The organism is Corynebacterium sp. USCH3 (assembly GCF_037619475.1).
Lineage (GTDB): Bacteria > Actinomycetota > Actinomycetes > Mycobacteriales > Mycobacteriaceae > Corynebacterium.
The window spans coordinates 336,298-361,051 of sequence record NZ_JAQPZT010000005.1 but is presented as its reverse complement, the minus strand read 5'-3'; the positions used below and the strand labels follow the sequence as shown (position 1 = coordinate 361,051).

The 24,754-nt window shown below is 69.1% G+C and carries 19 protein-coding genes; 7 read left to right on the top strand and 12 right to left on the bottom strand.

Annotation, left to right across the window (positions count from 1 at the left end):
• Positions 1-6: 6 nt before the first annotated feature.
• The 9 genes from PQI66_RS12720 to PQI66_RS12680 form a co-directional block, all read right to left on the bottom strand.
• Positions 7-2,280 (bottom strand): acyltransferase family protein, encoded by a 2,274-nt coding sequence (locus tag PQI66_RS12720; protein ID WP_339998806.1) that lies wholly within the window; start codon positions 2,278-2,280, stop codon positions 7-9.
• 56 nt (positions 2,281-2,336) lie between these two features.
• On the bottom strand, positions 2,337-4,571 hold the full coding sequence (locus tag PQI66_RS12715; RefSeq protein ID WP_339998805.1) for an acyltransferase family protein: 2,235 nt from the start codon (positions 4,569-4,571) through the stop codon (positions 2,337-2,339).
• A 105-nt stretch (positions 4,572-4,676) separates the two neighbouring features.
• Positions 4,677-5,258: a GNAT family N-acetyltransferase gene (locus tag PQI66_RS12710; RefSeq protein ID WP_339998803.1), complete on the bottom strand. Its 582-nt coding sequence runs from the start codon at positions 5,256-5,258 to the stop codon at positions 4,677-4,679.
• A 14-nt stretch (positions 5,259-5,272) separates the two neighbouring features.
• Positions 5,273-6,256 carry an aldo/keto reductase gene (locus PQI66_RS12705; RefSeq protein WP_339998802.1) on the bottom strand — a complete coding sequence of 328 codons (984 nt, stop codon included), beginning with the start codon at positions 6,254-6,256 and terminating at the stop codon, positions 5,273-5,275.
• Positions 6,257-6,273: 17 nt separating this feature from the next.
• A complete protein-coding gene (locus tag PQI66_RS12700) occupies positions 6,274-7,596 on the bottom strand; it encodes an alkylhydroperoxidase domain protein (protein WP_339998800.1) in 1,323 nt (440 codons plus the stop codon).
• On the bottom strand, positions 7,593-9,317 hold the full coding sequence (locus PQI66_RS12695) for an ABC transporter ATP-binding protein (RefSeq protein ID WP_339998799.1): 1,725 nt from the start codon (positions 9,315-9,317) through the stop codon (positions 7,593-7,595). Before PQI66_RS12695 ends, PQI66_RS12700 begins: the two co-directional genes overlap by 4 nt.
• Positions 9,317-10,183, bottom strand: coding sequence for an ABC transporter permease (locus tag PQI66_RS12690; protein WP_339998797.1), 867 nt, complete (start codon positions 10,181-10,183; stop codon positions 9,317-9,319). The genes PQI66_RS12695 and PQI66_RS12690 overlap by 1 nt, the downstream gene beginning before the upstream one ends.
• The gene (locus PQI66_RS12685; protein WP_445228033.1) at positions 10,180-11,130 is read right to left on the bottom strand and encodes an ABC transporter permease; all 951 of its coding nucleotides are present in this window, start codon (positions 11,128-11,130) and stop codon (positions 10,180-10,182) included. Before PQI66_RS12685 ends, PQI66_RS12690 begins: the two co-directional genes overlap by 4 nt.
• Positions 11,131-12,852, bottom strand: coding sequence for a TIGR04028 family ABC transporter substrate-binding protein (locus PQI66_RS12680; RefSeq protein WP_445228032.1), 1,722 nt, complete (start codon positions 12,850-12,852; stop codon positions 11,131-11,133).
• 100 nt (positions 12,853-12,952) lie between these two features.
• Here PQI66_RS12680 and PQI66_RS12675 point away from each other — a divergent pair, with 100 nt between their 5' ends.
• From PQI66_RS12675 to PQI66_RS12665, 3 genes are all read left to right on the top strand, one after another.
• Positions 12,953-15,004, top strand: a complete 2,052-nt coding sequence (locus PQI66_RS12675) for an FAD/NAD(P)-binding protein (RefSeq protein ID WP_339998793.1) — start codon at positions 12,953-12,955, stop codon at positions 15,002-15,004.
• Positions 15,001-15,609: a DNA-3-methyladenine glycosylase gene (locus PQI66_RS12670; RefSeq protein WP_339998791.1), complete on the top strand. Its 609-nt coding sequence runs from the start codon at positions 15,001-15,003 to the stop codon at positions 15,607-15,609. The genes PQI66_RS12675 and PQI66_RS12670 overlap by 4 nt, the downstream gene beginning before the upstream one ends.
• Before the next feature lie 177 nt (positions 15,610-15,786).
• Positions 15,787-16,200, top strand: a complete 414-nt coding sequence (locus PQI66_RS12665) for an XRE family transcriptional regulator (protein ID WP_339998789.1) — start codon at positions 15,787-15,789, stop codon at positions 16,198-16,200.
• Between the two features lie 27 nt (positions 16,201-16,227).
• Here PQI66_RS12665 and PQI66_RS12660 read toward each other — a convergent pair whose 3' ends face one another.
• From PQI66_RS12660 to PQI66_RS12650, 3 genes are all read right to left on the bottom strand, one after another.
• Positions 16,228-16,548, bottom strand: coding sequence for a YdeI/OmpD-associated family protein (locus PQI66_RS12660; RefSeq protein WP_339998787.1), 321 nt, complete (start codon positions 16,546-16,548; stop codon positions 16,228-16,230).
• 141 nt (positions 16,549-16,689) lie between these two features.
• Entirely contained in the window at positions 16,690-17,439 is a 750-nt protein-coding gene (locus tag PQI66_RS12655; protein ID WP_339998785.1) for a hypothetical protein, read from the bottom strand.
• Positions 17,436-18,710 (bottom strand): cystathionine gamma-synthase, encoded by a 1,275-nt coding sequence (locus tag PQI66_RS12650; protein WP_339998783.1) that lies wholly within the window; start codon positions 18,708-18,710, stop codon positions 17,436-17,438. Before PQI66_RS12650 ends, PQI66_RS12655 begins: the two co-directional genes overlap by 4 nt.
• A gap of 119 nt (positions 18,711-18,829) precedes the next feature.
• On the opposite strand from PQI66_RS12650, the gene PQI66_RS12645 reads away from it, so the two are divergent.
• From PQI66_RS12645 to PQI66_RS12630, 4 genes are all read left to right on the top strand, one after another.
• Positions 18,830-19,432, top strand: a complete 603-nt coding sequence (locus PQI66_RS12645) for a sugar O-acetyltransferase (RefSeq protein ID WP_339998781.1) — start codon at positions 18,830-18,832, stop codon at positions 19,430-19,432.
• A gap of 164 nt (positions 19,433-19,596) precedes the next feature.
• Positions 19,597-21,543: a hypothetical protein gene (locus tag PQI66_RS12640; RefSeq protein ID WP_339998779.1), complete on the top strand. Its 1,947-nt coding sequence runs from the start codon at positions 19,597-19,599 to the stop codon at positions 21,541-21,543.
• Between the two features lie 310 nt (positions 21,544-21,853).
• A complete protein-coding gene (gene phoA, locus PQI66_RS12635) occupies positions 21,854-23,413 on the top strand; it encodes an alkaline phosphatase (protein ID WP_339998777.1) in 1,560 nt (519 codons plus the stop codon).
• Between the two features lie 94 nt (positions 23,414-23,507).
• Complete coding sequence (locus PQI66_RS12630) at positions 23,508-24,740, top strand: dicarboxylate/amino acid:cation symporter (protein ID WP_339998775.1); 1,233 nt, start codon at positions 23,508-23,510, stop codon at positions 24,738-24,740.
• Positions 24,741-24,754: the final 14 nt, after the last annotated feature.

Below are 24,754 nucleotides of genomic sequence, written 5' to 3'. Positions count from 1 at the left end.
AATGCGTCACGACACTCCGGTCGACGGACGGGCACCGGACATCTGCCGGCTGATCTCGGGGGCCAGCAGCCCGGAGAACCGGTCGGTGAGGTGCTGGGTGTCGCGGTAGACCAGCACATTGCCCACCACGCCGGGGCAGCGGCCGTCGCGGCACAACGCCGACGTCAGGTCGATGTGGGTCACGTCCAGCCCCTGCAGGGCGGCCCGGGCGGGATTCACCGGGGCCAGGGCGTCGTCCTGCGCGACTCCGCAGTCTCCGTCACGGTCCTCGGCGACGCAGACGCGCGCGTCGAGTTGCTTCCCGGGCCCGCTCATCAGCCAGGGGGTGTCACGCGCACCCCAGGTGTGGATGCCCGCGTCGGAGAACCTGCCGACGACGTCGACGTACTCAGGCGGGATCTGGTCGGGTCCGTCGCCGAGCATCGAACTCGGGCGGGTGACGGTCATGAACACCCCGTCGGTCGGCGGGTTGTCGACGATGTAGTCCTGCGCCTTCTGCTGCCATTCCGCGCATTCGGGGTACTCGTCGCCGTTGACGCGCGGCAACGTCATGCCGACCACGCACCCCATCTTCAGCACCGGGACGATCCTGATGCCGCGGTCGCGCCCGATCTCGTCCAGGGCCGGGAGGAAGTGCTCGGAGTGGGAGCCGCCGGCGAGGTACATGGTGCGGTCCGACTCGACGTCACCGTAGGCGCAGGGGACGTCGGAGTCGTTGAAGTCCTCGGTGAGGACGAGGTCGGTCCCGGAGAACCGGGCGAAACACCCGTCGTCCTGGGTCTGCGGCATCATGGGCGTGACCTCGGTGGTGTCCGGGATGACATCGACACCCTCCGGCACTCCGGTGCCGGCGAGGAACGCGTCCGGTCCGGGGTAGTCGGCGAGGTCCAGGGGCTCGGAGGCCAGTGCCGCGGCACGGGTCCCGTTGTAGTGCGAGACCGTCGGCCCGAAGACCGTCACTGCCACACTGACCACGACCATCACCGCAGCGACGGAGACCTTGCCCCGGCTTTGCGACGCGGCGCGCAGGTAGGCACGGTCGCCGAGCACCCACGACCGGCGGGGACGGCGGGTCTGCTGGAGCGGCTCCTCGATGAACCGCAGCGTCGCCCAGGCCAGCAGCAGTGACACGACGATGACCCCGGTACCGACCGCTGCGCCGGTACCGGCACCCAGGGTGGCGGTGATGCCCTGCAGTCCGCCGGCGGTGGCGGTTCCGGACGTGCCTGTGCCCGACGGGGAGTCCTCCACGCCGACCCGGTCGGCGACGACGAACGTGGCCAGTGTCAGGATCGGCCAGTGCCACAGGTACAGGCTGTAGGCGGTGCGTCCCAGGAACTGGAAGGACGTGGTCGACAACAGCCCGGTCACACCGGTCCTCCGTGCGTTCCGCTCCCCCTCCACCGGGTTGCCGGCGAGGATGACGAGCATCGCCCCGGCCAACGGCACCAGGGTCCACGGGCCGGGGAACTGCGCGGCACCGTCGAGGAACAGCCCGGTGCCGATGATCAGCGCCAGCCCGACGACACCGGCGGGCAGACGCAGGCGACGCCACGCCGCGGGGAGTGCCCGTCCCAGCGCCACCATGCCGAACAGTCCGCCGAGACCGATCTCCCAGAACCGGGACAACGGCGAGTAGTAGTTCGCCCCCTGGTCGTGCCCTCCCAGCCAGGTTGCGTAGACGGCGCTGGCCAGCGTGGCCGCCCCCAGCAGGACGGCGAACAATCCGCGCCGCCGCCGGAACAGTACCGCCACCCCGGCGATGACGACCAGCGATCCGAGGTAGATCTGCATCTGCACCGACATCGACCAGATGTGCTGGAAGACGCTGACATCCGTGCCGATCGCCGCGTAGTCGTTCCCGCGGGCCGTGAGGTTGAGGTTCTGCAGGTAGAGCAGGGACGCCGCGGCGTCCATTCCCGTGTCCGACCACCGTACCGGCGCATAGACCACGAGGGCGGCGACGAGGGACACCCCCACCACCGTGACCAGCGCCGGATACAGCCGCCGGACGATCCGCAGGACGGACTGCACCACCGTCAGCCCCGCCGGGTCCAGCGCGTTGCGGATCTGCGGGCCGAAGAAGAAGACCCCGCCGAGCAGCAGGAACACGTCCACTCCCGCAGACACCCGTCCGACGAAGACGTGGAAGACCACGACCAACGCGATCGCGACGCCCCGCAGGCCGTCGATGTCGGTGCGTCGGAGTGCGGAGCGTGCCGCCGGGGCCGCCGGCGCCGTCCGTTCTGCCGGGCGCACGTGGGGTTGTCTGACGTTCATAACCGGTACAGCATGCCACCCGCCGCGGGAGGGGTGAAAACGACACCGGAGCCGCGTCAGGGTGCGTCGTACATCTGCCGGCTCAGTTCCGGGGCCAGCAGGGCCGAGAACAGCGAGGTGAAGTGCTGTCCGTCCCGGTAGACCAGGACATTGCCCACGACGGCCGGGCACCGGCCGTCGCGGCACAGCGCCGGGGTGAGGTCGATCTGGGTGACGTCCAGCCCCTGGTACGCCGCCGGCGCCGGGTTCACCGGTGCCATGCTGGTGTCCTCGGCGACACCGCAGTCGTTCCCCGCACCGTCACCGGCCTCCTCCGCGACGCACAGCCGTGCGTTGCCCTGCACCCCGGGCCCCGCCATGTGCCACGGGGTATCGCGGACGCCCCAGGTGTGGATGCCGGCGTCGGTGAGCCGTTGCACCATCGCGACGTACTCGTCCGGCACGACGTCCGGGCCGTTGCCCTCGATGGTCGTCGGTCGGGTGACCGGCATGAACACCCCGTCGGTCGGCGGGTTGTCGAAGATGAACTGCTGGACCTTCTCGTTCCACTCGGCGCACTCCGGGTACGGGTCACCGCTGAGGTGCGGCAGGTTCATGCCGAGGACGCACCCCATCTTGAGCAGCGGGACGATCCTGATCCCCTGTTCCTCGCCGATCTCCTCCAGGGCGTTGAGGTAGTGCTCGGAGTGCGATCCGCCGGCGAGGTACATGGTGCGGTCGGAGTCCACGTCGCCGTAGGCGCACGGGGTGTCCGTCGAGTTGAACTGGTGGGTGAGGATCACGTTGGGCTCGGCGAACCCGGAGAAGCAGCCGTCCTTCTGGGTCTCGGGCAGCATCTCCTCCTCCCCGACGGCGGGGTCGGGTTGGACGGGGACGTCCCCCGGGACGTCGGCGCCTGCCAGGAATGCCGCCGGGCCGGGGTAGTCGGCCGGGTTGATGTCGTCGGCGTCCGTGGCGGCGGCCTGCTCGTTGCGGTACTCCACGACCGGGCCGAAGGCGACGACGCTCACCGTTGCCACGACCATGACCAGGGCTGACACTCCGCCGACGAGCCCACGGCGTCCGCTGACCGAGGTCCGGACGTACGACGGCGACAGCACGGTGGTGGCCGGTGCCCGGTCCGGCTTCGCCTGCTGCCGCAGCGGGGTCTCGATGAACCGGTACGTCGCCCAGGCCAGCAGGACGGACACCGCGACCACGACGACACCGACGAGGATGCCCTCCCCGGCGCCGAGCGTGGCGGTGATGCCGTTGAAGAAGCCGGAGGCTCCGCCGGGCTCCCCCACGTCCGCACCGTCGGACATGAGGTAGGTGACCAGGACCAGTGCGGGCCAGTGCCACAGGTACAGGCTGTAGGCGATGCGGCCGAAGAACTGGAACGGCACGGTGCACAGCAGGGCGGTGACGCCGGTGGGCGCGTCCTCCTCCCCGGCGACCGGGTTGCCGGCGAGGACGACGAGCATCGCCCCCGCCAACGGCACCAGGGTCCACGGGCCGGGGAACTGCGCGGCACCGTCGAGAAACAGCCCGGTGCCGATGATCAACGTCAGACCGACGACCCCGGCGACAAGGCGGAACTGCGCCCACACCGCGGGCAGGACCCTCCCCAGCAACCAGATGCCGAAGAGGCCGCCCAGCCCGATCTCCCAGAACCGGGACAGCGGGGAGTAGTAGTTCGCCCCCTGGTCATGGCCGCCGAGCCAGGTGGCGTAGCCGAAGCTCGCCAGAGTGGCGGCCACCAGGCCCCAGTGCAGGACCTGCGAGCTGGACCGGACGTGGCGCTGGAACATCGCCGCCACCGCTGCGATGACGATGAGGGAGCCGAGGTAGATCTGCATCTGCACCGACATCGACCAGATGTGCTGGAAGACACTGACCTCACGGTTGACCGCCGCGTACTCCTGGCCCAGGTTGGCCAGGTGCAGGTTCTGCATGTACAGCAGGGAAGCTCCGGCGTCCTCACCCACCTCGGGCCAGCGCACCCGGTTGAAGATCAGGACCGCGCTGACCACGGCGACGGTGACGACGGTGATCAGCGCCGGGTAGAGCCGACGGAAGATACGCAGGAAGGACTGCACGAGGGTGAGACCAGCCGGGTTCAGTGCGTTGCGGATCTGCGGACTGAAGAAGAAGATCCCGCCGAGCAGCAGGAACACGTCCACACCGGCGGACACCCGCCCGACGAAGACGTGGAAGACCACGACCAGCACGATCGCCAGGCCACGCAGGCCGTCAATGTCCCTGCGGTGGCCCCTGTACCGGCTCCGGCGTCGTGTCTCTGTCGATTCCATAGCGGTCACATACTATCCCCCCGCCCCGCTGGCGACGGACTCACCACGCCGCTGCAGGCGTCAGGGCGTCATGACCTCCTCCTGCCGCGCCCGCCCGCCCAGGCCTCACGCACCGAAGGCGGGGTGGTAGCTCACCACCGCACGCGGGTACGACGATTCCCCGTCGAGCCGCAGCGCCTGGAAGTACGCGGCGTGGTCGTCCGGCAGGCCCTCCATGGTGAGCCCGTCGCGTGCCTCGAAACCGAAGCGGTCGTAGTAGGTCGGGTCGCCGAGGAGAACGGCGCCTGCGGCACCGTGCTCGGTATCGAGGAGTTCGAGTGCCGCCCGCATCAGCGCCGCACCGATCCCCTCCCCCTGGTGCGCCGGGGACACCGACAGCGGTCCGAGTCCGAACCACCGGCCGGCGCCCTCTGCGGCGTCGTCGCCGCTGAGTGTGACCGGCGACGCGGCGATGTGACCGATGACCCAGCCCGAGCGCACCGCGACGAGCGACAACGTCAACGCGTCCGCGTCGCGCAGGGCGTCGATGATCGCCGGCTCGTGCCCGTCCGACTGCTCGATGCCGTCGAACGCGGCAGCGGTCATCGACCGGATTTCGCCGGCGTCCCCGCCGTCGGCGGCCTCGGGGCGGATCACCGGCAGTCCCTGCGGACCGCCGGCGTTCTTGTCCGGAGCATGCGTGTTCATGTCCCGGAGTCTACTCAGAAACCGTCGGAGGCGGCGTCGAGGTCGGCGATCTCCTCGTCACTGAGCTGCAGCGTCGTCGCCGCGATGAGGGGCGCGACCTGGTCGGTCGTCCGTGCCGACGCGATCGGGGCGGTGACGCCCTTCGCCAGCAGCCAGGCCAACGCCACCGCCGCGGGCTCGACGTCGTGGGCCTCGGCGACCGTGAGCACGGCCTCGACGACGGTGAACGGGTCGCGGTCTTTCCCGTCCTTCTCGAAGTAGCCACCGGTCTGCCCCTCACGGGCGGCACCCTGGAGGTCCTCGCGGCTACGGTACTTGCCGGTCAGCAGACCGGACGCCAGGGAGAAGTAGCTGAACACGCCGACGCCGTACTCCTCGGCGACCTGCCGGGGGCCGTCCTCGTAGCTGGACCGGGAGAGCAGGCTGTACTGCGGCTGGATCGCCAGCGGAATGGCGTGGTCGAGCTCGAGCTCGCGGGCCGTCTCGAAGAACTCACGCATCCGGTCGGTGGAGTAGTTCGACAGGCCGATGTAGCGCACCTTGCCGGAGTCCACCAGCTCAGCGGCGGTACGGACCTGGTCGGCGATGGCCACGGACTGATCGTCGTAGTGGTAGTAGTACAGGTCCACCCGGTCGGTCTGCAGCCGCTGGAGCGACCGGTCGAGGTTCGCCACGACCGTGTCGTGCGCCAGACCCGGCGCGTCCTGGATCGCGCCGACCTTCGTCGCCAGGACGACCCGGTCGCGGTTGCCGCGCTCGGCGAACCACTCCCCCAGCACGGTCTCCGACTCACCGCCGGAGTGCCCCTCACCCCACTGGGAGTACATGTCGGCGGTGTCGATGAAGTTGCCGCCGGCGGCGAGGAACGCGTCGAGGACGTCGAAGGACTCCTGCGTGTCCGAGGTCCACCCGAAGGTGTTCCCGCCGAGGTTCAGCGGGGTGATCTCCAGATCGGTGCCGGGAATGGCGATGCGAGACGTTGTGGGAAATTCTGCCATGGCGACCACGGTACGCCCTACCGGAAGCGGGCCGGAAGCTCCGGTTCCCCGAGAGACAGCATGAGCCGGTTCGCCCAGTTGAAGAAGGCGGCCCCGTTGATCACGTCGATGACCGAACCGTCGTCCAGTCCGGCGGCGCGGAGCCGACGGACGTGCTCGACGCCGAAACCGACGGGCGTCGAGGTCAGCGCCACCGACGCCGCGGCGATGGCGTTCCAGGACTCGGAGCCGAGGTCGGCTGCCACGCCCTCGTCACAGAGGCGTCGGACATCGTCCTCGCGTCCGGTGGATTCCTGCAGGGCGCGTCCGGTGTGGACCGAGGCGCAGTAGACGCAGCCGTTGTACCGGCTGGTCACCGCGGCGGAGACCTCCCGCTCGGCGCGCCCGGCGCCGTCGGTGACGTTGTAGAAGATGTCCTTGTCGGTCAGTGTCCTGGCCTCGAGCGCATCGGGGTCGTGGGCGAGCAGACGGAAGTAGGCGGACTTTGCCCGCATGGGGTCGACCAGGGCGGTGCGCTGCCGGTCGGTGAGGTCGGCCTCCTCCACCGGCGGCACCCACGGCTGCCAGCCCAGGCTGTGACTGACGAAGCGGGTGGGACGGTGTAGTTCCGGGTAGGTCAGGACGTCGAAGGCTCCTCCGGTGAGCGGCGGGAACTCGCCGGGTTCCTGGGCGGTTCCGGGGCGGCGGACAACGCTGCCGCCGCCTAAAGGTGCATGCGTCGAGTCCGCTGCCCTCACCGCGGCGAGTCCCGCCGCCGCGCGCAGCTGGAAGCACAGGAACGAGATCAGCTGTGCCAGGCTCACGACCTGCCGCGGTGCCCATCCCGACTGTGCCAGTGGTGCCAACCGTTCCGGGCGGCAGTCCCGCGGATGGAAGACCAACAGGTGGGCGAACTCCAGGGCGGCCGCAAGTTTCTCACCGAGCACGCCGCGCACGCGGGGGTCGACGGTGAACTCCGGCCCGCCGACGGACTCGTCGGCCAGGTCGGGCTCGCGGTAGGTGCCGTACGGGCCGACGGTCAGCCCGGCGTCGACGGACTCCGTCACCGCATTGATGACCGCGTCCCCCTCTGCGCCGTCAGCCACGTCGCCGAGCAGGTCGGTGTAGAAAGCCGCACCGCGACCCTGGTGCAGCCCGGCGACGAAAGCGGCGACGACGTAGCGCTCCGTGTCGGTGAAACCGGCGTCGTCGCCCGCCTCCAGGAGCACCCGGAAGCTGTGCTGCGCATTCGTCCGCGCCTGTGCGCGGTTGCGCCGCAGGTCGGCGAGGGGCTCGCCCGGTCGAATCCCGGCGAGGAAATCGATGATGTCTGTGCTGTCTGTGTCGCTGCTGTCGCTCATAGTCCCAGGTTAAGTCCTCCGGAGCGGTAGCGCCGCCCCGGGATCGCGTCGAGGAGGCGGGTGGTGAACTCCGTGCCGGGGTGCTCGAAGATGTCCTCGGTACGCCCTGATTCCACCTGCCGCCCGCCGGACATCACCGACACGGTGTCGGAGATCTCACGGACCACCGCCAGGTCGTGGGAGATGAAGACGTAGGTCAGCCCGAGATCGCGTTGCAGTTCGTCGAGCAGGTGCAGGATCTGCGCCTGGACGGTCACGTCGAGCGCCGACACGGCCTCATCGAGGACCACGAGGTCCGGGTCGAGGATCAGGGCACGGGCGACGGCGACACGTTGGCGCTGTCCCCCGGACAGCTCCGCGGGCCGACGGTCGGTCATGCCCGACCCGGCGGTCCCCAGCGCCACGCGGTCGAGGATGTCGTCGACCCGCCCACGGATCTGCGTCCGGGAGAGGTCGGTGAGGTTCTGCAGCGGTTCGGCGATGATCCGGCCGACACTCTGCCGCGGGTCCAGTGAGCTGTAGGGGTTCTGGTAGACCATCTGCACCCTGCGGCGCAGGTCACGGCGTCCTTTCACGTCCAGGGCGTCCACCCGGGTGTCACCGAGCAGGATCTCCCCGCCCGTCGGACGGCGGAAGGCCGTGACCGCGCGGCCGACCGTGGACTTGCCCGAACCGGACTCACCGACGATGGCGTGGGTGGTGCCCGGCATCACGGAGAACGACACGTCGTCCACCGCCACGGTCGAGCCGAACTCCTGCCGCAGGCCGGTGACCTGCAGCAGCGGAGGTGTCCCGTCGGCGGGGACGGCGCTGCGGTAACTGGCCGCCTCCACCGCACTGACCAGCGAGGGGGCGTCGTCGAGCAGGCGACGGGTGTACGCGTCCCGCGGCTCGGTGAGGATGCGGTCGGTGGGGCCGGCCTCCCGGACCTCGCCGGAGCGCATCACGACGAGGTCGTCGGCCCGGTCACCGGCGACGGCCAGATCGTGGGTGATGAACAGGACGCCGAGGCCCAGTTCGTCGCGCATCCGGTCGAGCAGGTCCAGGATCGTGCGTTGCACGGTGACGTCCAGCGCACTGGTCGGCTCGTCGGCGATGATGAGGTCCGGTTCCAGGGCGAGCGCCGCGGCGATCAACGCGCGTTGTTTCATGCCGCCGGAGAGCTCGTGCGGGTACTGGGTGTAACGCAGCTCCGGGTTGTCGATGCCGACGGTGCCGAGCAGTTCCACGACCTTCTCCCGGCGTGCCGCGCCGGCCTTCCGGCCTCCCCGGCGGTGGATCCGCAGCCCCTCACCCACGGACTCGCCGATGGTCTTCACCGGGTTCAGGGAGTTGTTCGGGTCCTGGGGGATCAGGCCGATCCGTCGACCGCGCACCGTGCGCCACTCGCGCCGGCTGAGGTTGCGCAGGCTGCGTCCCTCGAGCAGGATCTCACCGCTCACCGTGGCGTTGTCGGGCAGCAGGCCGAGCGTGGCCATCGCCGAGGTCGACTTGCCGGAGCCGGACTCGCCGACGATGGCGGTGACCCGGCCGCGGCGGACGGTGAGGTTGACGTCCTTCACCGCGTCCACCTCGCCCCGCCGGGTGCGGTAGGACACCGCCAGGTCGCGGATCTCCAGCAGCGGGGTCTCGTGGCTCCCCGCCCGAGCGCCGACTGTCACGGCTGCGCCGGTGTGGTCGGGACGCCAGGAACCGTCGTCCCACTCGATACTCTCGCTCATCACGCAGCTCCCTTCCGCAGCGACTGGCTGAGGTGGTTGGTCGCCAGCACGACCAGGACGATCGCCAGGCCGGGCAGGACGGTCAGCCACCACGAGGTGGCGATGAAGTCACGCCCCTCGGCGATGATCAGTCCCCACTCCGGGGTGGGCGGCGGGGCCCCGTACCCCAGGAAGCCGAGGGTGGACAGCTGCAGGATCGCGCTGCCGAACTGCAGGGCGGCCAGGGCGACCACCGGGGTCAGGGAGTTCGGGAGGATGTGGCGCCACAGCACCTGCATCCGCGTCCCCCCGGAGCCGTAGGCGGCCTCGACGAAATCGCTGCCGGCCACGCTGAGCACCTGGGAGCGGGCCAGACGGGCGAAGACGGCGACGTTGGTGACACCCACGGCGACGGCGGCGTTGAGCGTGCCGTAGCCCAGCAGGATGATCACCGAGAGGCTGAGCAGCAGCGACGGGATGGAGAGGAGCACGTCGACGACGCGCATGATCACCGGGTCGAGCCAGCCGCGGCGTGCGCCGGCCAGCAGCCCCAGCAGGGAGCCGGCGACCATGCCGACCAGTACGGCGAGCAGAGCGCCGGCGAGTGACTGCCGCGCTCCCCACACCACGCGGGTGTAGAGGTCACGTCCGACCGCGTCGGTGCCGAACCAGTGCTCGCCGGACGGGGCGAGCAGTGGCGCGGTGTCCCCGGAGGACGTCGGGTCGCCGGTGGCGAAGAGGCCGGGCACCAGCGCCCAGGCGACCGCGATGAGCACGATGACGCCGGAGAGCCAGACACCGGGACGCAGTGAGCGCAGCGCACCCAGCACGGGCGCCGCGGGTGCAGTGGATGCAGTGGATGTCGTGGGGGCACTGGATGTCGTCATGCCGTCACCGTCCTGCGCAGTCGGGCGTCGAGGACCGGGTAGAGCAGGTCCACGATCAGGTTGACCAGAATGAAGGCGGCCGCCGCCAGGACCACCACCGCCATGAGGACCGGGGTGTCACGGTTGGAGACGGCGTCCACGGTCGCCGCCCCCAGCCCGGAGCGGTCGAAGACGGCTTCGGTGACCACGGCGCCGCCGATGAGTTCCCCGAAGGTCACCCCGGCGATGGTCAGCGCGGGCAGCAGGGCGTTGCGCATGACGTTGCGCCACAGGATCCACTGCTCCCCCGCACCCCGGGCCCGTACGACGGTGACGTAGGGCTGGCGGGTGGCGTCGTCGATGCCGCGGATCAGCACCTGGGCGACCGGTGCGGAGAGCGGCAACGCCAGGGCGATCGACGGCAGGATGAGCTCCTGCACCGGGCTGGCGTGGATGACCGGGACCCAGGTGAGCTGGAAGCTGAACGTCTGGATCAGCATGATGCCCAGCCAGAACGCGGGCAGGGAGATGAACAGCGGTGGCAGGGCGCGCAGGGCACTGCGGATCCAGCCGAAGCGTGCGGACGTGGCGAGCACGGCGATCAGCACGGCGAGGACGACCGCCAGGAGGAAGCCGGTGAGGGCCAGGACCAGTGTGCTCGGCAGTGCCTCGGACAGCATCGTCGACACCGGGGTCCCGGTCTCCATGGAGAAGCCGAAGTCGCCGCGCAGCATGCCGGTCAGGGAGTTCCAGTAGCGGGTCAGCACCGGTTCGTCCGCACCGTAGGCCTCGCGCATCCGGGCGATCTCGTCCTGGGACAGGCCCAGTTCGGGGTTTGCGTACCGGGTCTGCACCGCGTCGCCGGGCAGGGCGGTCAACAGGATGAAGGCCAGGGTGAAGGTGGCCCAGAGCACCAGCAGGGACTGGCCGATTCGGCGCAGCACGGCGCCGGGGGTCAGTGTCTCCATCTACTCGTCACCTCCGTCGGCTCCGTCGGCGATACTGACGGGGTAGAACCAGGGGCGTCCGATGGGGTCGGTGCGGAAGCCGTGGATGTAGTCCTGGACCCCGTAGACCTGCGGTTCCTCGAAGAACGGCAGGACGTAGGCCTGGTCGGTGAGGTAGTCCTGCACGTCCCCGCTGGCGGCGGCACGGTCGTCCTCCTCCACGGAGCCGGAGACCTTCAGCAGGAGTTCCTCGAGCTCCGGGTCGCCGACGGACTCGTCCTCGGTGTCGTAGTTGAGCAGCTGGTTACGGTTCTGCGAGTAGTACTGGCTCTTGATCACGTCGTAGTCGGCGCGTCCGACCATGGTGACGTTGAGCTGGATGAGGTCCTGGTTGACCTGCGCCGCCTTCTGCGCGGCGACGTCGCCGGGGTAGAGGTTCACCTCCACGCCGATCGCGCGGAGCTGCTCCTGGACCATGGTGATCACCTCGCGGGTGCGCGGCTGTTGTTCGGAGTCATTGGCGGTGAGGCTCAGCCGCTCGCCGTCCTTGACCCGGATCCCGTCGTCCCCGGGCACCCAGCCGGCCTCGTCGAGCAGGTCACGGGCCCGGTCGGGGTCGAAGACGTAGGCGTCCTTCTGCTCCCGGTAGCCGTCCGCGGTACTCGCCAGCGCCGAGGTGGCCTTGACGTAGGAGTCGCTGAACAGCGAGTTCAGTATGCGGTCGCGGTCCACGCCGGCGATGATCGCCTGACGGACCCGGATGTCGGAGAGCAGCGGGTGGCGGAAACGGAAGGCGAGCTGGTTGTTCACACCGTTGGTCGGGGCGGAGAGGATCCCGATGCCCTCGTCGGCGAGGTGCTGCTCCTCCGGCGCCTCGATCTGGCGGGCGACGTCGCCCTGGGCGGACTTCAGGCCGCCGACCCGCACACTGTCCTCCTGGGTGATCGCGACGCTGACCCGGTCGATCTGCGGCGCCCCCTGGTGTTCGGCCCCCTGGGGCGCCCAGTCGTAGTCGTCGCGGGCGTCCAGGGTGACCTCGGTGTTGAGCTGTTCGTCGGTGATGACGAACGGGCCGGACCCGATGACCGCGGTCGCGTTGCCCGGCGCGAAGCCGTCGTCGGAGCGTTCCAGGCTGGCGTCGGCGAGCAGTCCGGCGTTGAAGGAGCTGGTGGCCTGGGGGAAGCCGGGCTCGGGGTCGGTGAAGTGGAAACGTACGGTGCGCTCGTCGAGGACCTCACCGCGGTCGTAGGCGCTGATCTGTTCCGAGGAGCTCAGCCCGCGGTCGGTGTCGCCCAGGGCGTAGAGGTCGAAGTTACGCACGACGTTCTCCGCGGTCAGCGGGGTGCCGTCGGAGTAGGTGACGTCGTCGCGGAGCGTGAAGGTGAACTCCGTGGCGTCGTCGTTGACCTCGGGCAGGTCCGTGGCGATCCACGGGTGCAGTTCCAGGGTGTCCGGGTCCTGCCACAGCAGCCGGTCGGTGATGTTGTTGACGATGCCGCCGTTGGGGTAGAACCCGGCCGCCGGCGGGTACAGGGAGTTGAAGGGCAACGACTCCAGGTAGATCAGCTCGCGGGACGCGCCGTCCCGGTCGGAGGGGTCGGACGGTCCGGCGCAGGCGGCGAGGCCCGCGACGAGGGTCACGGAGGTCACGGCCGCGAGGACGGCGGCGGTCCACCGCCGGCCAGATCGTGTCCGTCGTGTCCGTCGTGTCCGTCGTGTGGCAGTGCGGAAAGGAAACGTCATCAGCAGAGATAGTGCTTTCAACAGAACTGAACAGAGCTGTCTGTTCTTCTAGGGTGCGCCCACAGTAACACAGCGGACACGGGTCGATACCATGGTGCCCATGAGCACCATCGCCGTCATCGGCGGAGGGCCCCGCGGCATCTCCGTCCTCGAACGACTCGCCGCACTGATCAGCACCAACGACCGGTCAGGCGACGTCCCCGTGCCACCGGTGACCGTCCACATCGTCGACGACGTCGCCGTGGGCACAGGACGCATCTGGCGCACCGACCAGACCCGCACCCTGTGCATGAACACCCTCGCCGACGCCGTCACCCTGTTCACCGAACCCGGTTCCTCGGTGCGCGGTCCGGTGCTGGAGGGCCCGACGATGTACGAGTGGATCCGTCTGCTGCGCGGCGAGGAACTGGAGACCGGGTCGGCGACCGGTGCCGCCGACCCGTCGGGGGCGAAGACCGCACTGTTCCGGGCACACCCCTGCGCCGTGCCGGACGAGTTCGCCGCCGAGATCGCCGGTTCCCGCCCGGAGTCCCACCCGTCGCGCGCGCTCTACGGCCACTACCTGCAGTGGGTCTTCGACACCGTCGTCGCCCGGCTGCCCGAGGGGCTCGTCCTGCACACCCACACCACCCGTGCCACCGACATCCACGCCACGGACGACGGACGGACCGACCGGATCGCCCTGGCCGACGGCACCGTCATCGAGGCCGACGCCACCGTCCTCGCCCTCGGATGGACCGACACCGAACCCGACGCCCTGGAGACCTTCACCGCCCAGTCCGTCGAGCACTACCCCGAGCTGGTGTGGGTCCGCCCCGGCAACCCCGCCGACCAGGGCGTCGACGCGCTCCCTGCCGGGGAGGACGTGCTGGTCCGCGGCCTGGGCATGGGGCTGTTCGACCTCATGGCGATGGTCACCGTCGACCGTGGCGGACGGTTCGTGCCCGACGACGACGCCCGCTCCGGGCTGCGCTACGAGCCCTCCGGACGCGAACCCCGCCTCGTCGTCTCCTCCCACCACGGCTACCCCTACCAGCCGAAACCCGTCTACAAGGCTCTCCCACCCGCGGCGACGATGCCACGCTTCCGGGCCGAACTCGCCGCGCTGCCGTCCGACGCCCCCGCCGGCTCGGTCGACTTCGGCGAACGGCTGTGGCCGGCGCTGCTGCGTGACGCGCATGAGGCGTACTACCGGGTGCTGCTACGCCCCGATTCCGATGGCGTCGATGCCGTCGTGCTCGACGACATCGTCGCCGTCATCGACGCCGCCGACGACCCCTGGCGCCTGCACGACGACCCGGCACTGATCGCCCTCGTGCCGGACGCCACCGACCGCTTCGACATCCCCGGATTCGCCGATCCCGTCGCCGCCTACCTGCGCCACCGGGAGTCCCAGGGCCTCACGGCCCCGGGCATCGACGAGCTGACCGGTCACATCGGCGACCGGCTCACCCGCGACCTGCACGAGGCCACTCTCGGCACCGGGTCCGCGGTCAAGGCCGGTCTCCAGGTCATCGGCTCCGCCCGCAAGCCCGCCCAGGTCGCCGACCAGCCCGGACGCTTCACGCTCGAGTCCCGGCGCGGCGCCTACGCCGAGCTGCGCCGCGTCGGCCAGATGGTCGGCTCCGGCCCCCCGGCCTTCCGGACCGCCGAGCTGCTCTGCCTCGTCGACGCCGGCTACGTCCACTTCCTCGGCGGACATCCCACCGTGGTCATCGATCCGGAGGCACCGGCTTTCCTCATGGCATCCGAGTCGACCGGCGACCGGAACGTCGCGTCGACCGCACTGGTGGACGCCTGGCTGCACAAGTCGTCCGCCCGGGACTCCGCCGACCCGGTCACCGCCGCGCTGGTCCGCGACGCGAGGTTGCGTCCGTTCGTCTTCTCCAGCGCGGAAACCTCCGCCGAGGTCGTCTCGAAGGCGCCGGAGGTGGACCTCACCACGTCACGGCTCGTGCATGTCGACGGGAGTGTGGACCCGCGGGTCCACATGCTCGGCATCCCGCTGCAGGAGGTGCGTGCCGACATGACGATCTCCCCGATGCCACGTACCGACCCGCTGATGCTGCAGGAGACCGACGGCGCGGCGGTCTCGGTGCTGTCGGTGCTGACGGCGGTGTCGGGGTCCCCGGTGGCAGCATGGGAGAGATGATCGACTTCACCGACGTCCCCGAGACCGTCGCCCCGCAACTGCTCGGCGCCACCCTGCGACGAGTCACTCCAGACGGCACCGTCGCCGTGGTGTTGACCGAGGTCGAGGCCTATCCCGGTGCGAATGACCCGGCGTCCCACACCTACAAGGGCCCGACCCCACGCTGCCTCACGATGTTCGGCCCGCCGTCCCGTCTGTACGTCTACGCCAGCTACGGTATCCACCGCGCCGGCAACCTCGTGTGTCGCGAAGAGGGCACGGGCGCGGGAATCCTCATGCGCGCCGGACGCGTGGTCGAGGGGCTTGACCTGGTACGTCGTCGCCGGGGCGCGAAGCCCACCGAGGACGGGCTGGCCCGTGGCCCCGGCAACCTGGGAGCCACGCTGGGGCTGGACCTGGACCTCAACGGGTCGGTGATCTCACAGGAGGAGCCGAGCACCCACGGGGAGAGGGCCGACGGTTTCACCCTCACCGCCGCCCCCTCCCCCGTCGACTGGGTGGCCGGCCCCCGGATCGGCATCTCGAAGAACGTCGAGGCACCGCTACGGTTCTGGATCCCCGGCGACCGCACGGTCACCACACCGCGAGGACGTCCGCGAAGGTAGGTCAGGGCCCCGCACGCCCCGCCCCGCACGCCCCGCGATGTCGGATTGTCGCCCCCGGTGCAGGGTTCTGGCCCGAAACCCTTCCTGGGAGGGCGACAACCCGACATCGTAGTCAGGCTCATGCCCTCCCGGAGTTCCGCTGAACGCGGGGGTCACGTGCGTAGGCTGGGGCCCATCATGACTCCCACACCACACTCCGCATCCGCGAACACCGAGTCCCGTGTCGGTTGGACATACATTGACGGTCTCGCCGATGCTCACCCCGGGACCGTGAAGACCGACTACGACATTCCCCGTACTGACTACGCACAGGCGAAACCTGCCGTTGAACGACTTGCCCGGGCAGACGGAACCATTGTGACCCGGCTGGCGTTCCGCGAGGGCGACGTGATGGCGGACCACACCGCGGCAGCCCCGATCCTGATTCTCGGGCAGGCCGGCACCGTTGAGGTATCCGTCCACCACGACAGCGACGGGGGCACGGATCTGGTGACGCTCTCCCCCGGCTCGGCGGTGCACATCGAGGCGGGGCGCGTCCACAGCCTGCGTGCGGTGGAACCCGCTACCGCGACCCTGATCGTGCTCGGCTGAATACGACGGCCCCCACCGTCCCCACACTCAGCGGTGTTTGCAACCGGGCCAGCAGCAGGGACGGCGCTTGCCTTCCTCCAGTTCCTCACAGGTACGTCGCACGCGGCGGGCACGTGTCGCGGACTGCTTGGCGTCCTCCACCCAGCAGATGAATTCATTGCGGGCCAGCGGAGTGATGTCCTCCCACAGCTCCAGGACGCTTCTGCTCACCGACGGGCTGCCGTCGTCACCGTCTCCCCGTGGGCCACCGAGCACTGCGGCACGCAGGTCGTCGGGCAGTTCATGGACGACACCGCCCGACACCGCAGCTGTGGCGGAGGAGGCGCCTGAGGATGATGATGTGGTCATGAACCTGAAGCTACACCGCAGAGTCCGGTGCCACCAGAGCTCCCGGACGTACCGGCGCCGAGCCCGTCATTCACACCGCATTCGCAAACATTCACACCGATCCACACCTTCGTGCACGGCGGTTCACCAGGAGTGAATGATTCACACACGGTAGGTGCGGACGGCGTCCCACGCGGGGTCGTTCTCCTCGTCGACGACCGTGTCGCCGTACTGCCACGCCGACGCCACGGTGCGCAGCGTGTTCAGCACCGACCTGTCTGCGACGGCCGGGGATGCCGAGTCCAGGTAGAAGTGCAGCGTGTCCGACCCGGGTCGGGTCTCGGTGACGGCGAGGATCCCGGCGTTGTTCTCGCTGACAGTATCGGCGAGTGCCTCGCGGACAGCACCGGAGCGGTCCTCGATCTGTGCCATCGTCAGGTCGGAGGACGCCACCGGATCCGTCTGCAGGGCAACCGACACGTGCAGGTCACAGCCCGGGGCCGCCACCGGGGACAACGGCAGGACCACCTGCGCCGTGGCGGGGACCCCGTCGTGATCGACGTGCAGTTCCGTCCGTGTCGGACGACCGTCCGGGTCGACTGCCTCGCTGGCCATGCGGTCCACCCGCTCCCGCAGGTCGGCCATGCTCACGGCGTTACCCGGGCTGCGGTCGGTGACGGTCACCTCGCCCAGCCAGGCGTCCGACCGCTCCACACCGAGCGCGGACTCAAGCATGGCGGTAGCCGCCTGCTCGTCGGGCACACTGTCGCCGGACGGTCCCTGCGCACCGAACAGACTGCGGCGCAGGGCCTCCGTCGCCGCCGAACCCCAGTCCGGGTGCCACACCTCCAGGTTCACCACGGTGTGACCGGCGGTGATCCCGATACGGCATGCGGCGGGGTCAGGAATCACAGGGCGTCCAGCGCCTGCTCGAGGTCGGCGAGCAGGTCCTCGATGTTCTCGATGCCGATGGAGATGCGCACCAGGTCATCGGGGACCTCGAGGGCGGAGCCGGCGGCGGACTGGTGTGTCATCTTCGCCGGGTGCTCCAGCAGCGACTCCACGCCACCGAGCGACTCCGCCAGGCAGATCAGCCGGGTGTTCTCGCAGAACTGCAGGGCCGGGGCCTCGCCGCCGGCGAAGCGTACCGAGACCATCGCACCGAACCCGTCCATCTGCCGGGCGGCGATGTCGTGGCCGACATGTCCGGGCAATCCCGGGTACAGCACGCGGGAGATCTCGGGGCGTCCCTCCAGGAACTCGGCGACGGCCTGGGCGTTGGTGCAGTGGCGGTCCATGCGCACGCCGAGGGTCTTGATGCCGCGGTAGGTGAGGTAGGCGTCGAAGGGACTGGGCACCGCACCGACCCCACCCTGCAGGAAGAGCAGCTCGCCGTCGAGGTCCTCGTCGTCGGTGACGATCACGCCGCCCACGACGTCCGAGTGTCCGCCGAGGTACTTCGTGGTCGAGTGCATCACGACGTCCGCGCCAAGTGACAGGGGGCGCTGCAGGTACGGGCTGGCGAAGGTGTTGTCGACGATGAGTTTCGCCGGGTGGTCGGCCATCGCCTCGGCGGTGGCGGCGATGTCGGTGATGCCCAGCAGCGGGTTGGTGGGCGTCTCCAGCCAGACCAGCTTCGTCTCCGGACGCAGCGCCGCGGCGACCTGCGCGGTGTCGGCCGTGTCGACGACGGACACCTCCACACCCCAGTCCCGGTAGGTGGTGTCGAGCAGGCGGAACGTCCCGCCGTAGGCGTCGTTACCGAGGATGACGTGGGCGCCGGGGTGCAGCAGGGCGCGCAGGACGGTGTCCGTGGCGGCCATGCCGGAGGCGAACGCCCGCCCGAACTTGGCGCCCTCCAGGGCGGCGACGGTCTCCTCCAGTGCGGTGACCGTCGGGTTTCCGCAGCGGGAGTACTCGAAACCACCGCGGAGCTGGGCGACACCGTCCTGCGCGTACGTCGTGGACGCGTAGATCGGGGCGTTGATCGCACCGGTCTGGCCGTCGGGTTCGTAGCCGGAGTGGATGGCGTTCGTGTCGAAGCCGAACGGACGGCCCGCGGCGTCGGTCAGACGCTGACCCGCCTGAAGTGCAGCGGCACGGCGGGCGGCGGTACCGGCGTCCGCACGTGACTCATGCTCACCGGCCTGTCCGGTCTGGCTGGACTGGTCGTCGCTGCTCATGTGTGCACTCCTGGAATCCTCGGGGCTCATCGGGAACTAATCGGGGCCATCCTACCGGACCAAGCGGTCTACCTCGGGACGCACCCCTCCCCGCACGACGGTCTGGCAGGCTGGTCGGCATGACTGACTCCGCCGCCAGACTCGCCGACGCCGCCGACGCCGACTCCCGCAGCATGTGGGAACGCATGGTCGCCGGCGACTACTACCTCGCCTCCGACCCGGAGATCGCCGCAGCCTCGGTCGCGGCCCGCTCCGCCTGCTTCCGGCTGTCGCAGACCGACCCCGCGGATGAGGAGTCGTGGGACGGGCAGATCCACGACCTGCTGGGGACCGTCGGACGGGACTGCGCAGTATGGCAGGGGTTGCGCGTCGACTACGGGACGAACGTGCACCTCGGTGACAACGTGTTCATCAACGTGGACGCGACGATCCTGGACGTCTGCCCCGTCACGCTCGGCGACGGCTGCCAGATCGGCCCCGGCGCGAAGTTCCTCACACCGTTGCACCCACTGGAGGACCACGCGCTGCGGGCTTCCGGCTGGGAGTACGGTGCGCCGATCACGGTGGGCCGCAACGTGTGGTTCGGCGGGTCGGTGACGGTCTGCGCCGGGGTGACCATCGGCGACGACGTGGTGGTCGGCGCCGGGTCCGTGGTGACCCGCGATCTGCCGTCGAAGGTCCTGGCCGTGGGGACTCCGGCGCGCGTCGTGCGGGAGCTGTGAACACCGAACTGAGACTGGCCTGAATCCCGCGGCCGTGGGGTACCTGCGGGGGTAAGAATGTTACTGGTGTTACTAATGTGACTGAAGTGACGTATGTTACTTGTGTGAAACTTTCTCTCCAGTCACACCTGTCCCGTTCGCCGTAGCACCGAAAGCCTCAACCCGTGACTATCTTCCGCCGCCCCCGCCGCAGCCGCAGCAACAGACGCCGCCGCTTCGCCACCACCGCCACCGCCGCCGTGACCGCTGTCGCCCTCAGCGCCACGATGCTCCCCACCGCCGTCGCGGATGAGGAGCCGCTCGCCGGACCAGAGGCACGTCCCGCGTCCAACCCTGCCGACATCGACCTCGGCCAGATCGGCGACCTCCTCGAGAATGAGCTCATCCTCGACTACGTCGAGCTCTGCCAGTCCGGCGACCTCAGCAACCTCCCCCTGGACGTGGCAGCCACCGACGGGGAGTCGGACGACAGTCCTGAGGTCACCGCGGTGGCCGACTGCAGCCAGTCCACCGGCGACGGCATCGCCGTCGTCCTGCCCGAAAACATCGAGGTCGGCGCTGCCGCGGAAGAGATGACCATCGACCTCGGCGATGACATCACGATTCCCCTGATCGGAACGTTCCGCCTCGGGGAACGCAACCTCATCGAGATCCTCAGCGCCGTCGTCCTGGACAAGGACGGGCTGAGCCCGGCGGTGCGATCGGCGGCCAAAGCTCTCGGCTACCCCAGCATCGAGCCCCGACGCCTGGGCGCCTACAGCACGTACGCGCAAGTTCAGCAGGATGCTGCGTTGCCGTACAAGGCTGCGTTCCGTACAGAGAACGGCAAGTGCCTCAGAAAGTTCCTCGGCGTCTGCATCGAATACGAGAAGATTCAAGTCGAATACGACGCCAACCTCGCCAAGCGCACCGAGGCCCTGAAGATCGCCGAGTACCTCACCGGCGAGAAGTACAACTACGCCACGCCCACCGATCTCCCCGATCGCCCGGCACCCCGCGGTACCTCCACCATCATCGGTGACGGGACCCAGGTTGCCGCCTCCATGCGCGGCGGGGACGCCACCGCCGAGGCCCACGAACTCTTCGGCCTGCCCGGCATCGCGCTCGCCGCCGCCGACGAAGACCGCAGCTCCATCTCCTACACACGCCTCGGCTTCGCCTCCGCGATGAACATGGACACCGACGAAATCGGCCTGACCTGGTTCGGCGGGGCGCTCGACTTCGACCGGCTCCGCGAGGACGGCATCGTCGACTTTGCCGGCGAGGAGGTCGAGGACATGATCGACACCGTAGACAACCTCGACGTCCCTGCGCTCAAGGAAGTCAGCTGCTTCGGCCTGAACTCCCGCGCTACCGCCGAGGGCCTCGGCAAGTGCACCAACATCCTCGGCACCATCGACACCTACCAGGACCTGCGCAACCCCGAGCCCGGCGAGCACCGCCAGACGCAGGTCGGCATCACCGACGTCACGTCCCTCGTCCTCGGCAACGACGCCCTGCTCAAGCAGTTCACCGGGGACGCTGAAAACACGCCGTTCCTCGACGACCTGATGCACAACGTCACGTCCGAAGACGACCGCCTGAAGTTCGCCAAGGACTTCGTCCGCCTCACCTCCGACACCTACACCGACGAGGTCGAGACACCCGTGGTTGGCGAGGACGGTAGTCCGGTCCTCGACGATGCCGGGAACCCGGTCACGGAGACAACCACCCGCACCACCACGGCCGCCTGGCTGACCAGTGACTACGGGTTCCGCGACCCGATCACCGTCGAATGGCTCGGGCAGCGTGTCGTCTTCTTCCCCGCCGTCGAGGTCAACGGCGACGAGCGCCCCAACTACCTCAGCCTTCCGGAGATCGAGGCCGTCGCCGACGACGCCGACGCCGGCCTGCTCCCCAAGGTCAGCCTGGTCACCTGGGACAATGCCTTCGGCCTGGGCACCATCGCCCTGGACGACCTGTCCCGTCCGGACGTCATCTTCGCCAACTGGCTCGACAGCGTGACCCTAGTCGACGACATCATCTGGCTCAGCGAGCTCGTCGGCGGCGGCGAGGGAAGCAACAGCGGCAGCAGTGCAGGTGCCGGCGAGGAGTCCGTCCCCGCACCCTGACCGACCGCGGTGGCTCACCGCGTGAGAGATAAGTCTGTGCCCGTGCAGTTTCAGCGACCTGAAACTGCACGGGCACAGACTTTTCCGCTCGGCCGGGCTGAATGCAGGCCCTACACGCCGCCCTCGACCAACGACTCGGTCCTGTCGATGACCGTCACGTCATTACCGGAGCCGTATATCTCTTCGTAGATTCACGGTGTGTTCATCTCTCAGGTCAACAACGCTCACCGCAGGTTCACCTTGGCTCCGTAGCGTCACAGTCTGTTCAAAGACGTTGTCTCCACCCAAGAGTTCCCACAGAGAGTAGACCGTGAACCACTCCCGCACCGCCGTTGCCGTCCTGAAGACCGGGCTCGGACTTGTCGGCACCGTATCCCTCCTCGCCGCCGCCACCGCCTGCAGTGACAGCAGCGCCGACAACAGCTCAGACAGTGCCGACGGCTCCGGCGTCCCCACCCTCCAGCACCGTGAGGCCGACGGCGACCTCTCCGAGAACGGCGGCGCCCGACGCCTCGACGGCGACCAGGGCGACTACGTGCGCGACGCCGTCGCCGCCACCGGCGCCAAGAACGTCATCCTGCTGATCGGCGACGGCATGGGAGACTCCGAGATCACCGCCGCCCGCAACTACGCCGAGGGCGCCGCCGGCAGCTTCAAGGGCATCGACGCCCTCCCCGTCACCGGCCAGTACACCCACTACTCCCTGCACAAGGACGGCACACCGGACTACGTCACCGACAGCGCCGCGTCCGGCACCGCGTGGGCGACCGGGACGAAGTCCTACAACGGTGCGATCGGCGTGGACATCCACGGCGAGGCACAGCAGAACCTCATCGAGAAGGCGAAGGCCGCGGGCCTGGCCACCGGCAATGTCTCCACCGCCGAGATCCAGGACGCCACGCCCGCCGTCCAGGCCGCCCACGTCGACCAGCGCAAATGCTACGGTCCCGAGGACGCCGAAGCCTGCGGCGACGACCTGCTGGACAAGGGCGGCAAGGGCTCCATCTCCGAGCAGTACCTCGAGTCGCGTGCGGACGTGACCCTCGGCGGCGGCGCCGAGAGCTTCACGCAGAAGGCCAAGGCCGGCGAGTGGGAGGGCAAGACCCTCCTGGACCAGGCGAAGGACCGCGGCTACCAGCTGCCCACCAACGCCTCGGAGCTCGACGCGCTCACCGAGGCCAACCAGGACTCCCCCGTCCTAGGACTGTTCTCGGAGGGCAACATGCCCGTGCGCTGGGAAGGCGACATCGCCGAGAAGGAGGGCTACCTCAAGCCCGCGCAGGAGTGCACCGACAACCCCGAGCGCACCGACGACATCCCGAAGCTCGTCTCGATGACCTCCAAGGCCATCGACCTGCTCAGCAACAACGACGCCGGCAAGGAGAACGGCTTCTTCCTGCAGGTCGAGGGGGCCTCCATCGACAAGGAGGACCACGCCGCCAACCCCTGCGGCCAGATCGGGGAGACCGTCGACCTCGACGAAGCCGTCCAGGAGGCGCTCGCCTTCGCCGAGAAGGACGGCGAGACCCTCGTCCTCGTCACCGCCGATCACGCGCACACCAGCCAGATCGTCGGCGGCATGAGCGAGGACGACATCAAGGCCATCGCCGACGACAAGGGCATCAGCGTCGAGGAAGCCCGCGCCACCGTGTACCCCGGGCTGTCGCGCAACCTGGTCACCCGCGAAGGCTCCGAGATGACGATCGCCTACGCCACCTCGGACAACGTCGACACCGAAGCGCAGGGTCACACCGGCACCCAGTTGCGCGTCGCCGGTTACGGCCCGTCCGCAGCGAACGTCGCCGGACTCACCGACCAGACGGACCTGCATTTCACCATCGCCGACGCACTCGGCCTCGACAAGAAGTAGACAAGGAGTAGGCAAGAAGTAGCCGGGCACTACAGAGGGCAAAAGTACTACCCCCGCTATGCCGGAAGGCGCGCGGTGGCATATCGTCACCACCATGACTTTCAAGAAGCTGACGGGCTCCCTGCTGTTCCGGATCGTCGTCGCGATCATCCTCGGTATCGTCTTCAGTCTCTTCTTCCCGGAGTGGCTGGCCCGGGTGTTCGTGACCTTCAACGGTCTGTTCAGCAACTTCCTGGACCTGTTCATCCCCGTCCTGATCTTCGCGTTGATCACCCCGGCGATCTCGGGGATCGGACGCGGGGCGGGGAAATGGCTCGGCCTCACCGCCGGCATCGCCTACGCCTCCACCATCATCTCCGGGCTCATCGCCTTCGGCGTCGCCACCGCCACCTACGGCTGGCTCCTCGGGGACGAGAAGATCAACACCCTCGTCGACATCGACGAAGGCGCACTGAGCCCCTTCTTCGAGATCGAGATGCCCGCACCCTTCGAGGTCATGACCGCCCTCATCCTCGCATTCTGCGTGGGCCTGGCGATGACCGCGGTGAAGTCGGACATCCTGCACGATGCCGCCCGTGAGCTCGAGGGCGTCGTCATGAAGGTCATCACCACCTTCGTGATCCCCCTGCTGCCGGTGTTCGTCTTCGGTGTGTTCCTGTCCATGGGCATGAACGGCAACCTCATGGACGTCATCTCCTCCTTCGCGAAGGTCCTCGTCCTCGCCGTGGTGATGACGATCCTGCTGGTCATCGCCCAGTACCTCGTCGCCGGCGCCGTCACCGGACGTAACCCCGTCAAGGCGCTGGGCAACATGCTCCCCGCCTACGCCACCGCGCTGGGCACGTCCTCTTCCGCGGCGACGATCCCCGTGACCCTGGCGAGCGCGAAGAAGAACGGTGTGCCCGACAACGTCGCCGGCTTCGTCGTCCCGCTGTGCGCGACGATCCACCTCGCCGGATCGATGATGAAGATCGCCCTGTTCGCGCTCGCGGTGGTCCACATGTTCGACATGGACGTCAGCACCGGCCAGATCATCGGCTTCATCCTGCTGCTCGGCATCATGATGATCGCCGCCCCCGGCGTGCCCGGTGGCGCGATCATGGCCGCCGTCGGTGTGCTGCAGTCCAACCTCGGTTTCGACGCCGACCAGGTCGCCCTGATGATCGCCGCCTACATCGCGATCGACTCCTTCGGTACCGCCGCGAACGTCACCGGCGACGGTGCGATCGCCCTGGTCGTCAACAAGCTGTCCAAGGGACGCCTCGGCACGGAGAACGACGACGACACGATCGAGACCGAGGGTGTGCTGAACACGCGCGAGGCGTGACGGTGAGGCCCTCC